General features: G+C 60.9%; 10 protein-coding genes. 8 read left to right on the top strand and 2 right to left on the bottom strand.

Going from position 1 to position 13,466, the window contains the following annotated elements; translation table 11 throughout:
- Positions 1-46 precede the first annotated feature (46 nt).
- The 8 genes from HYZ11_00130 to HYZ11_00095 all read left to right on the top strand — a co-directional run bounded on the left by HYZ11_00130 (position 47) and on the right by HYZ11_00095 (position 11,232).
- On the top strand, positions 47-2,122 hold the full coding sequence (locus HYZ11_00130) for a radical SAM protein (GenBank protein MBI3125994.1): 2,076 nt from the start codon (positions 47-49) through the stop codon (positions 2,120-2,122).
- Between the two features lie 82 nt (positions 2,123-2,204).
- Complete coding sequence (gene asnB, locus HYZ11_00125; GenBank protein ID MBI3125993.1) at positions 2,205-4,067, top strand: asparagine synthase (glutamine-hydrolyzing); 1,863 nt, start codon at positions 2,205-2,207, stop codon at positions 4,065-4,067.
- Between the two features lie 12 nt (positions 4,068-4,079).
- A complete protein-coding gene (locus tag HYZ11_00120; GenBank protein MBI3125992.1) occupies positions 4,080-4,460 on the top strand; it encodes a DUF393 domain-containing protein in 381 nt (126 codons plus the stop codon).
- A 115-nt stretch (positions 4,461-4,575) separates the two neighbouring features.
- On the top strand, positions 4,576-5,298 hold the full coding sequence (locus HYZ11_00115; protein MBI3125991.1) for a WbqC family protein: 723 nt from the start codon (positions 4,576-4,578) through the stop codon (positions 5,296-5,298).
- 9 nt (positions 5,299-5,307) lie between these two features.
- Positions 5,308-6,495, top strand: a complete 1,188-nt coding sequence (locus HYZ11_00110) for a DegT/DnrJ/EryC1/StrS aminotransferase family protein (GenBank protein ID MBI3125990.1) — start codon at positions 5,308-5,310, stop codon at positions 6,493-6,495.
- A 50-nt stretch (positions 6,496-6,545) separates the two neighbouring features.
- Complete coding sequence (locus tag HYZ11_00105) at positions 6,546-7,580, top strand: GDP-mannose 4,6-dehydratase (protein MBI3125989.1); 1,035 nt, start codon at positions 6,546-6,548, stop codon at positions 7,578-7,580.
- 295 nt (positions 7,581-7,875) lie between these two features.
- Positions 7,876-9,522 carry a radical SAM protein gene (locus HYZ11_00100; GenBank protein MBI3125988.1) on the top strand — a complete coding sequence of 549 codons (1,647 nt, stop codon included), beginning with the start codon at positions 7,876-7,878 and terminating at the stop codon, positions 9,520-9,522.
- Positions 9,523-9,720: 198 nt separating this feature from the next.
- Positions 9,721-11,232, top strand: coding sequence for a cobalamin B12-binding domain-containing protein (locus tag HYZ11_00095; GenBank protein MBI3125987.1), 1,512 nt, complete (start codon positions 9,721-9,723; stop codon positions 11,230-11,232).
- A gap of 41 nt (positions 11,233-11,273) precedes the next feature.
- Here the strand turns inward: HYZ11_00095 and HYZ11_00090 are convergent, their stop codons facing one another.
- Both HYZ11_00090 and HYZ11_00085 read right to left on the bottom strand, forming a co-directional pair.
- Entirely contained in the window at positions 11,274-12,215 is a 942-nt protein-coding gene (locus HYZ11_00090) for a glycosyltransferase family 2 protein (protein MBI3125986.1), read from the bottom strand.
- Between the two features lie 28 nt (positions 12,216-12,243).
- Positions 12,244-13,176 carry a flippase-like domain-containing protein gene (locus HYZ11_00085; GenBank protein ID MBI3125985.1) on the bottom strand — a complete coding sequence of 311 codons (933 nt, stop codon included), beginning with the start codon at positions 13,174-13,176 and terminating at the stop codon, positions 12,244-12,246.
- Positions 13,177-13,466 lie beyond the last annotated feature (290 nt).

The following is a 13,466-nucleotide window of genomic DNA, read 5'->3' as shown; positions in this document are numbered from 1 at the left end:
TCGCGCGCTCCACCCCTCCCGTGAAATAGGAGAGGAGACAAACATCATGGCGGATGGACCGGTAAGAGCGGCCCGGGCGCCCCGCGTCCTCCTGATGGGGCTGACGGGATTCGGCAACGCCGCGCTCCGCGCCCTCGCCTCGGAATCGGTTCCGGTAGCAGGTGTCTTCACGCGCGCGGAATCCGGTCCATTTCCCTACTACGCAGAGCGCTCGATCTCGGAGGAGGCCCGGGAGCTCGGGATTCCCGTCCATGAGGACATCTCCTTCAAGGAAACGGCGGCGCACGACCTCGTCCGCGATCTCGCCCCGGACCTCATCCTCTGCGCGACTTACCACCACATCGTCCCGCGCCGGCTGATCCAGATCGCTCCCCTGGGCGGCGTCAACCTCCATCCCTCCCTCCTGCCCAAGCTCCGGGGTCCCAATCCCACGAACTGGGCCATCATCTTCGGGGAGGAGAAAGTCGGTGTGACGCTCCACGTCCTCACCAACCAGATCGACGCGGGGGATATCCTGCTCCAGCGTGAATGCCCCGTCTCGATAGAGGACACGGACGGAGGGCTGCGCCAAAAACTCGCGGCACTCACTGAGGAGGTGATCCGCGAGTACCTCCGGGCCATGAAGCGGGGCGAGTCCATTATTCCCAAGCCGCAGCATGGCGGGGAGGTGACCTACTTCCCGCGCGTCATGGAGCGCGATGGCCTGATCCAGTTCAACGAGCCTACCGCTCAGATCTACAACCGGATCCGTGGCACGACCCCCTACCCCGGTGCTTTCACCTGGTTGGGTGACAGGAAGATCCGCATCCTCGGCAGCGAGATGCTGAACCGGGACTCCTACGAGGTCGCGCCCGGCCTGATCGCCCGGCAGCAGGGCGAGCGGCTCGACGTCAAGACCAAGGACGGCATGATCCAGATCCACGTCGCGCCCGGGGACGCCGCCAGCCTCCTCGGCGAGTCCCCCCTGATCCTGGGCCCCAGCCGGGAGAAAAGCGTCGCCTTCGCGGTGCGCGGCGACTCCCTGATCGTCCACACGCGGGAGAAGTACGGCATCGAACAGGGGGCGGAGGAGTTCCCCAAGATGGTGGTGCTCTCCGTCGCATACCCCTGCAACGCGCTGTGCCCAAACTGCCCCTACACGGAGACGAACTCCGACATCCGGAAGAAGTACGCCGACCGGCCCTACATACTCCCCGATCTGTTCCGCAAGATCGCCGAGGAATGCGGCCAGTACGGCTCCTACCTGCGGATCACCGGGGGCGGAGAGCCGATGATGCACCCGGACGACATGTCCCGGCTCATCGCGCACGCCAAGAGCGTGAACTCGCGCGTGTGGCTGAACACCAACGGCTCGCTCTTCACCGAGGAGAACATGCGGCGCCTCCTCGCCTGCGGCACGGACATGATCGAGTGCAGCGTGGACGCCGCTGATCCCGGCATCTACAAGATCGTCCGCGCCGGGCTGGACTGGGACCGCCTGGTGGCCTCCTTGCGGCGCCTGCTGGAGATCCGCCGGGAGATCGGGAGCGCCACTCGGATCGTGGTGAGCGTCATCAACCAGGCCATCGTGCGCGACAAGATGGACGGAATCTCCGACTTCTGGCTCGAGGACATCGGGGTGGACGAGGTGATCCGCCGCAAGTTCCTGACTTGGGGCTCGAACACCACTCTCGACCCCTCCCAGTCGGCTGACCCGTCGGCGTATCTCGACAAGTTCGAGGGAGAGCCTTGCCCCTACCCCTTCCACCGCCTCAACATCGACAGCCGGGGCAAGGTGGAGGTCTGTGGGTACGACATCTCGGGCCGGACGAACTTCGGGGACATCTCGGAGCGCTCGATCCGGGAAATCTGGCTGGGCCCCATGTTCGACTGGTGGCGGCGCATGCACGCCGAGGGCCGGGGAGGGGAGATCCCTCTGTGCCGCGAGTGCCCGGACTGGCAGTACCGCTCCTGGAACCACAACTGGGAGAAGGTGCTGCGTAACTCCGCCAAGCGCCGGGACATGGCCCCCCTCCGCATGGCCGGTGAAGCCACCTGGCCTGCCGGCGGCCTGGAGCATTCCGATAGCCTTCTCCGCGAGCCGAGGGCTAACGCGCCCGCCCCCATCCACCCGCGTGACTGAGCGGGATTTCCACCCCATTCCGGCGGGTCCGCTCTTGCCCTTGTTCCTTCCCCGCGTCTGACCCGAAGGAGAACGCCCTTCCATGTGTGGCATCGCGGGCATCCTCGGCGCTCCGGACCTCGAGGTCATGGAGCGGATGCTCCTGAAGATCGCCCACCGGGGGCCGGACGACGGCCACGTCCTTGCGGATGATCGCATCGTGCTGGGGGCCCGGCGCCTCAGCATCATCGACGTTGAAGGTGGCCGCCAACCCGTCACCAATGAGGACGGCACCGTCTGGGCCGCCCTCAACGGAGAAATCTACAACGCCGCAGCCCTGCGGCGGCGCCTGGAGGTTCAGGGGCACCGCTTTCACTCCCGCGTGGACACCGAGGTCCTCGTTCATCTCTACGAGCGGGAGGGCGAGGGGCTGCTTTCCCTCCTGGACGGGATGTTTGCCATCGCCATTTGGGACCAGCAGCGGAAGCGCCTCCTGCTGGCTCGGGACAGACTGGGCATCAAGCCGCTCTACCTCCACCAGGCCCCAGGGGGAAAGATCGCCTTCGCCTCGGAGATGAAGGCCCTTCTCCTCTGCCCGTGGGTTTCGCGCGGCATCGACTTTGCTGCCCTGAACGACTTCTTCAGTTTCAAGCATGTGCCGAGTCCGAAAACCATCTATTCCGGGATCCGCTGCCTGCGGCCGGGGAACTGCCTGATCGCGGAGGAGGGAAGCGTCCGGCGGTCGCAGTACTGGAAGGTCCGCTACCAGGAGAACGAGCGGATGACCGCCGACGAGGCGGCCGAGGGCATCTTCGCGCGCCTGGACGAGGCGGTGCGGTCCCACATGGTGAGCGACGTGCCCATCGGCGCCTACCTCAGCGGCGGGATGGATTCCAGCGCCGTGGTGGCCCTGATGAGCCGTCACTCCTCCAGGCCAGTGATGACATTCTCCCTCGGTTACGAGGACGGCTTCAAGAACAAGGAGGCCGATCTCCATCACGCCCGCCTAATGTCCCAGCGCTTCGGGACCGCCCACCATGAGTGCATTCTGTCTTACCAGGACCTGATCGAGAGCCTTGATGCCATCGTCAGCGCCTTCGACGAGCCCTTTGCTGGAGTGATCTCGACCTACTTCATCACGAGGCTCATCAGTCGGCACGTGAAGGTCGCTCTTTCTGGGGACGGTGCGGACGAGATCTTCGGAAGCTACCTGCCCCACCGCCTAGCCCAACCCATCGCCTACTTCCGGAAGCGGTTCGGTGGACATGTCCTCTCGCACCCCCTGAACGCAGAGGATCGCCAAGAACTCGGTGCCTTCGCTGGGCAGATGGATTTCTTGGCCTCTCTCGCTCGAGAGGAGGGCTGGCGGTGGCGTCACCGCCTCTCCGTCTTCCCGGACCAGGAGAAACGACAGCTCTTTAGCCCTGCGATCCAAGACGAGATGGCGGACGCCCAATCCCTCGCCACGATGGGGGAGTGGTACGGCCAGACGACGGCCCGAGACCCCCTCAACGAGGTGCTTGAGGTGGAGTGCAGCCACATTCTCCCGGATCAGGTGCTGGCTTTCGTGGACCGGCTCTCGATGGCGCACTCCGTCGAGGTGCGTCCTCCATTCGTGGATCACCGCCTCGTGGAGTTCGCCGCCACCATTCCCGGCCGCCTCAAGATGCAGAACGGCCGGGTGAAGCACATCCTGAAGGAGGCACTCGCCCAAGTGCTGCCCCCCGAGGTCGTCAACCGGCCGAAGGAGGGTTTCGTGATGCCGATCCACCAGTGGATGCCTGAGAAGCTGCGCCCCTTCGTGGAGGAGACCCTGGCTCCGGAGCGCCTGGGGCTGCACGGCTTCTTCCAGGGGGAGTATGTAGCCAGGCTACTTGCGGATCGGCCGGACGGCGGGCACCTCCAAGCCAACAAGCTCTGGATGCTCACCATATTCCAGCTCTGGTACGAGCGCTATATCCACTGAGGGGGAGCCCCTATGAGGCCGTCACCCGCTTCCTCCCAAAACAGACCCCTGCTGCTATGGGATGGGGACTGTGGCTTCTGCCGCCGCTCGGTGGAGTGGCTCCGTGCGCGGGACCCCGAGGGCCGCATCGAGACGTTCCCCTACCAGCGGGTGCCCTCGCCCCCCATGACGCCGCAGCTCTACGAGCGGTGCGGGCGGGCGGTGCAGGTCGTCCAGCCGGATGGCTCCGTTCTCTCCGCTGGCCGTGCAGTGCTGGCCGCGCTGAGAATCATCGGCTGGCGAAGGACCGCCGCCGTCTTTTCACTTCCTCCTTTCGTCTGGGCGGTGGAGACAGCCTACTGGATGGTGGCTAGGAACCGGAGTTTCTTCACACGGATTCTGTTCCGACCATGAGTGCCAGCGTGTCACGGCCGGTTTGCAATAAGCAAGTCCCTTGTGCTAGAAGGCCCTCGTAATTCTCTATATCTCAATAAGATAAAGTTCGAGCTGTTGCTCTCCGGGGGATTCGATGCGAGCAGTTATCCTCCAGCCCTCATACCTGCCCTGGGTGGGATACTTCGAGCAGCTCCACCAAGCGGACGTTTTCGTCGTGTACGACGATGTCCAGTTTGACAAGCACGGCTGGCGAAACCGCAACCGGATACGCACGAAGGAGGGCACCGAGTGGCTCACCGTGCCCGTCCAGACGAAGGGCCGGTTCGGTCAGCGGAACAATGAGGTGCGCATCTCCGAGGGCGGGCGCTGGAAGAAGAAGCATCTCGGTGCCATCCGGCAGCACTACGGAATGACGAAAGCATTCGATCTGCACTACCCTCAGCTCGAGCGTGCAATTCTACACGCTCATGGACCGCTCCTCGGCCTGAACCTGGAGCTGCTGCACCTCGCGGCAGGCTGGCTTGGGCTTGAGCGCAAGGTGTGCTTGTCGTCGGAGCTCAGGGTTCCCGAGAATCTCAACCCGACGGAGCGGCTCGTCGAGATCTGCCTGGCGGTGGGCGCATCCTCTTTGTACGAGGGTGCCTCGGGACGCAACTACATCGAGGAGGAGCGTTTCACCCGTGCGGGCGTGCAACTGGCATACCAGGACTATGAGCACCCCGTGTATGCGCAGCAGTACCCGGGATTCGTTTCACACCTGTCGGTGATCGACCTGCTGTTCAACCACGGCAAAGATTCCATGGCCATCATCTTGAGCCAGGGGGTCCATCCCCTCCCCTCTTCCAGTGAGGCGTAAGCGTCTTCCATGAGCCGTGCGATTCAAGCCGTCCGCGAGACGTTCCTTCCCTTTGCGCGTCCCTCGATGAGCCTTGCGGAGGAGCGCGTCGTCGTCGAGTCCCTGCGCTCGGGCTGGCTCTCGACCGGCCCCAAGGTGGGCGAGTTCGAGGCGCGATTCGCCGAGAGTGTCGGGGCGAAGCACGCCGTCGGCCTCAACTCGTGCACGGCGGGCCTCCATCTCTCCCTCCTCCTCCACGGCATAGGGCCCGGAGACGAGGTGATTACGAGCCCAATCACCTTTGCATCCACCGTGAATGTCATCGTCCACACGGGGGCGCGCCCCGCTTTCGCCGAGGTGAGCGAGCGCACCTTCAACCTCGATCCGGCCGACGTGGAAACGCGCATCACCCCCGCGACGCGCGCCGTGATAGTCGTCCACTTCGCCGGCATGCCATGCCTCATGGAGGAGTTCGAGGATCTGTGCCGCTTGCACCGGCTCGTCCTCATCGAGGACGCGGCGCACGCCGCCGGATCCGTCTACGCCAGTCGCCCCATTGGGGCGCGCGGGAACCTCACCTCTTTTAGCTTCTACGCGACCAAGAACATGACGACGGGCGAAGGGGGCATGCTCGTCCTAGAGGATGACGAGATGGCCACGCGGGCCCGGGTCCTTCGGCTCCACGGCCTGAGCGCCGACGCCTGGAAGCGCTATGGGGAATCCGGCTACCATCACTGGGACATTATCGAGCCCGGCTTCAAATACAACATGATGGACCTGCAGGCCGCCCTCGGGCTTCAGCAGTTGGCCAGGCTGGCCGAATTCAACGCGCGGCGGGCGGAGATTACCGCCCGCTACGACGCGGCATTCGCGGGCCTCCCCGGCCTTCGCCCACTCTCCCATGAGGTGCCCGCCGGCTGGTCGCACCCCCATCACCTCTATGTCCTCTTGGTGGATCCCGAGAAGCTGGGCTTCACCCGGGACGAGATGATGGAGCGGGTCCAGAACGCCAAGGTCGGCGTTGGCGTCCACTTCCGGGCCGTGCACCTGCACCCCTACTACCGCCGGGCGTACGGGTTTCGCCCGCGAGATTTTCCCATTGCCGAACGGGTGGGAGACAATGTATTTTCTATACCGCTCTTTCCGGCGATGACCGACCAGGATGTCGAGGACGTGATCGCAGCCGTGCGACAAGCGGCAGACGGGGGCTATGAGTGAAGGATTCCGTATAGCCTGAATCTCCTCCTCCAGAAGGGGAAAAGCCGTACATGCGCAAGATTCTCGTGACAGGCGGCGCGGGTTTCATCGGCTCAAACTTCGTCCGCCACATGCTCGATCGCTACAAGGATTGCGAAATCCACGTCCTCGATTGCCTCACCTACGCTGGCAGCATCAAGAACCTTCCCCTCGCCGAGAACTCGGGGAAAGGGGGAAGGCTTCACTTCCACTATGGAAACATCCGCAACGGCGCCATTGTCTCCGCGCTCGTCTCCCGGGTTGAGACCGTCGTCCACTTCGCGGCCGAGACCCACGTCACCCGCTCCATTTTCGACAACTCCCTCTTTTTCGAGACGGACGTCATGGGGACGCAGGTCCTCGCCAGCGCCGTCCTGGCCCACCGGGACCGGATCGAACGCTTCATTCACATCTCCAGCTCCGAGGTGTACGGCAGTGCTGTCCAGCCGAAGATGGCCGAAGACCATCCGCTCCTGGCGCGGAGCCCCTACGCGGCGGCCAAGGTGGGCGCCGACCGGCTGGTGTACTCCTACTGGTGCACCTACAACCTTCCCGTCGTCATCGTCCGCCCCTTCAACAATTACGGCCCCTACCAGCATCTGGAGAAGGCGATTCCGCGGTTCGTCACCGGATGCCTCCTGGGGGAGCCGCTCAGAGTCCACGGGAGTGGCGAGGCTTCGCGGGACTGGATGTACGTGGAGGACGCCTGCCGGGCGCTGGAGAGCCTCCTGCACTGCCCCATCGAAAAGGTGGCGGGCAAGGCCATAAACCTTGGAACGGGCACCAGCACGTCCATCGTCCGCCTGGCCGAGATGATCGCGGACGCCATGGACGTGCCCCGCGCGCACATCGAACTCACCGCCGACCGCCCTGGCCAGGTCGAGCGGCACACCGCGAACAACGAGCAGGCCAAGCGGCTCCTCGGCTGGGAGCCCCGGATAAGCCTGGCGCAGGGACTGGAGCGTGCCATCACCTGGTACAAGGAAAACCGGAAGTGGTGGGAGGATCAGCTCTGGATGCGAACGATCCCCATCGAGCTCGAGCCGGGGAAAACTGTGTACCATTAGAAGTCCCCATGAATAGAAGTTCCCATGAAATATGGCGGGCCCATCTGGTCGCGTTGTTCCGGCAGGTCTGGTGGACCGCTTATGGCCTCAAGGCCTGCGCTTTCCCTGATGCCGTGCTATTTGGCAGTGGGCATTGAACCCATTGAAATGGAATGAGTTAAGCGACTCGGTTCGCCTTCGCGAATTTAGGAGTGTGTATTATCCAGGAGGGTTGGATATAGTTGAGCTGTTCTCACGAAGGTCAAATCTCCTGGAGGTTTCCTCTGAAACGAAACTGGAGCAAGGAGTTCAGGAAATGGCGCTAAATATCCTGGTTGTCAACCCGCCGTACCCAGGCAAGAGAGAGATTGTCTTCATGCCTCTTGGTTTGGGCTACGTTATCTCGATCACGGAAAAGCAGGGCCATCGGGTCAAAGTAGTTGATATGCATAATCTGAGACTGCCGATGAGGATTTTAGAGAAAGAGCTGCGGAAGGATGAATATGATTTATGCTTCATGGGAGGTTTCGCCATGCAAGTCCAGGGGATGCGTGAGGTCGCGCGTCTCGTGCGAGAACTCTCTCCCCGGACAACCGTGGTGATTGGAGGTGTAGGCGTCAGCGACATTCCCGAAATCGCACTGGATTACACCGGCGCCTCCGCCGTTGCGATTGGGGAGTGCGAAGCCGTTCTTCCAGACATGCTCGCCTCGATCGAGGCTGGTGCTCCCTTTGAGCATGTGCCTACATTTGTATATAAGAAGAACGGAAATTTCGTTAAAAACCCCAAAGGCCCGGTCCAGGTAGACTTAGATGAACTCCCCTTTCCAGCATTCCATCATTTCGATATCGAGTACATATGCAAGCGGTCGTATAACGGCGAGGGTTCCCGCTCGATCCATATGATGACATCTCGGGGGTGTCCTTTTAGATGCTCATTCTGCATCAACTCTGTGCTGAACGACAATGATTTTCTGAAGCAATTGCATGGAAGCATAGTGGACGAGCGGAACAACGCGGCGCAACGCTTCCGCTCTCCGGCCAACATTGTAAAGGAAATCGATTTCCTGCGGCGCAATTACGGCATCTCCGACTTCCACTTTGCGGACGAGGAATTTATCACTCACAAATCGCGCCTGTTCGAGGTGTGCGATGCCATCCGGCCTCTTGGCATTACGTGGTCAACATCTGGGCGCGCGGACTGGGCGACAGAAGAAAAGCTGCATGCCATGCGCACAGCCGGTTGCCGCTATGTCCTCTTTGGGGTCGAAACGGGCAGTCAAAAAATGATGGACCTGATGCACAAGAATGCCAAGAAAGAGAAAGTGATACTTGGGCTCAACAGCGCGCGAAAAGTAGGGATGAATTTCATCGCGAATTTCATGTTTGCCCATCCTGGAGAAACCGAGGAAACCATCCGAGAGACTGTCGAGTTTTGCAAGAAGATGGATTTGGTATACTTGCCCACGTTCACCACGCTTTTCCCGAATTCGAAGATGTTTCATGAATACGCCTCCGAAAAAGTGAAGGATTGGTCTTCCTATTTTGGTACTCTTGCCCATATTGACTTCACGAATCGACCTTTCATCAACCTAACCAATATTGACGATCAGAAGTTGGTCAAACTTAGGAACCGGGTCATTGCAGAAACCTTCGCGTATAAGCTGGTCGGTCTGAAGCGCTCACGGCTTGCCAAGATTCTCAGGCCTATCTTATCTACGTGCCTTGTTGTAATGGATGCAAGCCCAGATTGGTTGCGATGGTTCATTCGTGGTATCATCAGGCAACTTCTTGATTTTCGCCCGATGCCCTCTTCGGCCACTCAGATTCCGCCCAATGAACTGGGACAAGGCTTTAAGGCACTCGCGGAGTCCGAAACGGAGGATGGATACCAGGTTTCATTGGATTTATTGCAGATCGATTCGCCGACTTCCAGGATTTCTAAGCCTGGGAGTCGCAAGTGAGTTCGGGATGAGAATGAATTCCAAATTCAAGAAATCTGTTCCGCGTAACGCGACCAGCCGAAGCGGAAATTGGTCTTGGGAGAGAGATTACCTCATCGCAAGCAAGTGGGACGTCGCTGTTCCCAAGCCTGCGATGATTGCATGTGAGTTGCGAAATAGGTCCTTCAAAAGATCGGCAAGAATGGAAGGGCGCGAACGATGAAAATTCTTCTGCTCAATCCCTCTGTCCATTTCGACAAGCAGTTCGGGACCCTGAAGAAGTTCTATACCCCAATCCCCTCCATCGGGCTCGCCTACGTGGGGGCCGTTCTTCGGCAGAATGATTTCGAGGTTGTCGGCCTTGACGCCTTCATAGAATGCCTCACCGTCGAGGAGATGCGCGACCGGATTGTGGCCGAGGCCCCCGATGTCCTGGGAGTCTCCCTCCTCACTCCGGCCGCCCCCTTGTATGACCGGCTCGCTCCCCTGCTGAAAGAGCGCTTGCCCGGGCTTAAGATCGTGCTGGGCAATATTCATGCTTCCGCTTTCGCCGATCATTATCTGTCGAACGGCTTGGCGGATTACATGGTCCATCACGAAGGCGAGTTCACCATGCTGGAGCTGGTGGAATCCCTCCGGGACGGCCGGGGCACGTCGAATGTCAAGGGAATTTCCTACCGGAACGTGTTCGGACAGATCATCCATAACCCTGACAGGCCCTGGATCGACAAGATGTCCCTGGATGAAATGCCGTACCCCGCCTGGGACCTTTTTCCGGTCGATCAATTCCGGCCGGACATCCGGCTCCAGGCGCCGGGTTCCAAGAAGCGGATACACGACGAGGGAGTGCAAGCCCTCGGGATCCTGGCTACGCGCGGGTGCCCTCACCGGTGCACATTCTGCTCGCCGATCAACACAATCGGCAACAAGTACCGGATGCGGACTCCCAAGAGTACCGTTGACGAAATGGAGTACTTTCACCGCAAATGGGGCGTCGAAACCTTTTATTATATGGACCTGACCTTCCCCATCTCGGAGCGTCTCGGAATTCAGTTCTGCGACGAGCTGATAGCACGCGGCTTGCCGACCCGGTGGATGTGCGAAACCCGGGTTAGCAGCGTCACCTACCCGCTGCTGGTCAAGATGAAGCAGGCGGGGTGCGCGCGGATAGATTATGGGATCGAGTGCGGGAACCAGAAGATGCTGGATTCCATCAAGAAGGGATTCACGATCGAGCAGGTCCGAAGAGCCGTGGATTGGACGCGGAAGGCCGGCATCCAGACGGAAGGGCTCTTCATCATCGGCCTTCCGGGGGAGACGGAGCGGGACACATGGGACACCATCAATTTCGCGCTGTCGCTGGATCTGGATCACATCAAGCTGAACCTCTTCGTTCCTTATCCCGGTTCCGAGCTGTGGGATGTGCTTAAGGCGAGAGGGGAATTAACAAACATGGACTTCAATGAATACACTTCTTACCCCACGTATACGGGGGGAAAGGCCGCATACGTTCCCGCGGGAAGGACGTACAAGGACCTGATTCGCCTCCAGAAAATCGGGATGCGGAAGGCCATGTTCCGCAAGCGGGTCATCCTCAGGGAACTGAGCAACTTCAGATGGGACAAGGTGGACCAGTACTTCGCCGCGATGAAGGGATTGCTCTTTCCCCCGCCCGTGGACATGACCGCTGACAGGTTTGAAAGCGAGCGCACCGCATACAACAAACCCTGATCAGCCGCTCTCGCGTAAAAGATGGCGGAGGAGGCCCGTGGCTATCGGGCCCATTCCCTGATGGCAACTTCCTTCTTCCTGAGTTCCTTGAGAATCTGACTCAGTCTGACGATTTTCCCCCTGTTCCGGTCTCTGATTTCTCCGCGGACGGTCCATCTCCACCAGTATCCCAATATCTCGCGCACAGATCTGAAGATCGAGCCTAGCTTGGATCCCTTGGCTGTTCCTTTATCTCTCGGGATGAACTCAACGGGTACCTCGACGAAGCTGGCACCGCTCCAGTATGCCTTCAAGAGCATCTCGGGATTAATGAATGAGGTGGTGCTTTCAAGATGAAGCGACTGCGCAAGCCCGCGAGGGTAAATCGTCACGTTTTGGAAGTCGTGGAATGGGACCCGGAAAAGGATCCGTAAGAGAGCGTAGTTCATGAGTGATATGAAGCCCTTGTAAAGATTGTCCGATCGGCGGACGCCCCAGATGATCGCTCCCAGGATCGGGACGCGGTAAATCCACATGGAGGGGCCTATCCGCACGCCCTGTACAACGTCAACCGAATTCAGCAATTCGAGGTGGTCCCGCAAAGAAGAAATATCGTAGCACCAATCCACCATCTGCCAGAGAAGATAGTCTTTCCGCGCCGCCGCAACGGCAATCCGCGTGTTCCAGCCGACGTTCAGGTTCCTTTCATTCGTGATCACCCTGAGCCTCGGCTCGCGGGCCTCCCATCTGCGGAGGATTTCCGCGCTCCGGTCCGTGCTTCCGTCGTTGACGTAGATGATCTCGAACTCATCGGCGACGGATTCGAGCATGCGGAGCGCCCGCTCCATGAACTCGTCAATGAGCGCCTCTTCGTCATAGCCCCAGGTGAGGAGGGAAATGGAGTGCGGGAATTTGGGGAGCAGGGCGGGACTCATAGCGCTCCTGATCACGGGTGCGAGAGGCTGGCCCAGCCATCCGGCGTGGACCCGCTGGCCGAGCGCCAATCCCGGCGTCCAGAAGGTGAAATCCGTTTCAAGATACCAAAGTCGGCCTCTGGATTGTGAGGCCATCCTCTCGGGAAGCCCGAAGCGTCAAATAGAGGAATCCCCCCACCACAGCCCCGAGGAGGAGCATGCCCAGGGCGAGGGCGGCGAGGAGAAAGCTCTGGCTCCGGCTCAGGCCGTAAGCCGTGAACATGACGACGTAGGCTGCCTCCCGCTGGCCGTGGGCGCCCGGCAGGAGAGGGAGGGAGGATACGAGCGCGACGACGATGAGAAGGTGGAACGTCGGCCAGTACTCCAGCTCGGCCCCGAAGGCTTTCCCCAGGAGCAGATGGACAACCGAGGAACCCATGTAATACGAGAGGGTGAGGATCGCTCCCAGCGCGAGCAGCCTCGGACGCCGGGCGGCCCGGATGCCTTCATCCGCGGCGCCGGTGGCGCCCGACGCCCAGGCAAACCGCCCGAGCCCCCGGCGGAGGATCCCCCGGAGCCATCCGGCCCTCAAGGCGTAGGGGGCCGAGGAGGTGAGGACCAAGAAGCCCAGGATCCAGGGAAGAGGGGCGGCGCCGCGGAGTCCCGGCGTGTGGAGCATGATACCCGAGGCGAGAGCGAGCGCCGTGAGGCTGACGAGTCCCAGGTAGCGATCCAGCAGGGCGGCGAGGATTCCCTTGCCCCAGTGGTCGGAGGAGGCCCGCAGGTAGTAGCCCTTGGCCGCGTCCCCACCAATCCCCCCGGGCAGGAGCATATTGAAGAACAAAGAGACGAAATGAAGATGAATCACCCGCGCGAGGGGCACGCGGAACCCCATCGCCCCCAGGGCGAGGGAAAACCGCAACGATGCGGCGAGCTGGATGGCCAGATATCCCAATGCGGCCAGGAGGAGGGGAGCAAGCCGCAGCCGGAACAGTTCTTTTTGGAAACCCTCGGCCGGAAAGTAGCGGTAGAGGAGAAACAAGAGGGCCACACATAGCATTGCCCGGAGGGAAAAGAGCATCCTCCGCCGGTTCGGCCCGTTCCAGGCAACCAACCCGATGTGCCTCCCCTACTGAGGGCCCTTTCTCCTTCGCGGCCGGGACATTGCGTGAGCCTAAGCTTGCCGGATATTTTTATTCAGGGCAAGTGCTCCTGGCAGACGGGTCCCGGACGAGAAAGGGGGCGGGGCGCCCTTATTAGTTGTTTCATCGCTGCGAATTTGAGAAACTCTAGATATTGTGTCAGATCGAACTGCGCATATAATTGCACGGGTCACGACGC

This window comes from Candidatus Tectomicrobia bacterium (genome assembly GCA_016192135.1).
Classification (GTDB): domain Bacteria; phylum UBA8248; class UBA8248; order UBA8248; family UBA8248; genus 2-12-FULL-69-37.
Note: the sequence above shows the minus strand (reverse complement) of the source record. Positions and strands in the feature narration are given on the sequence as shown.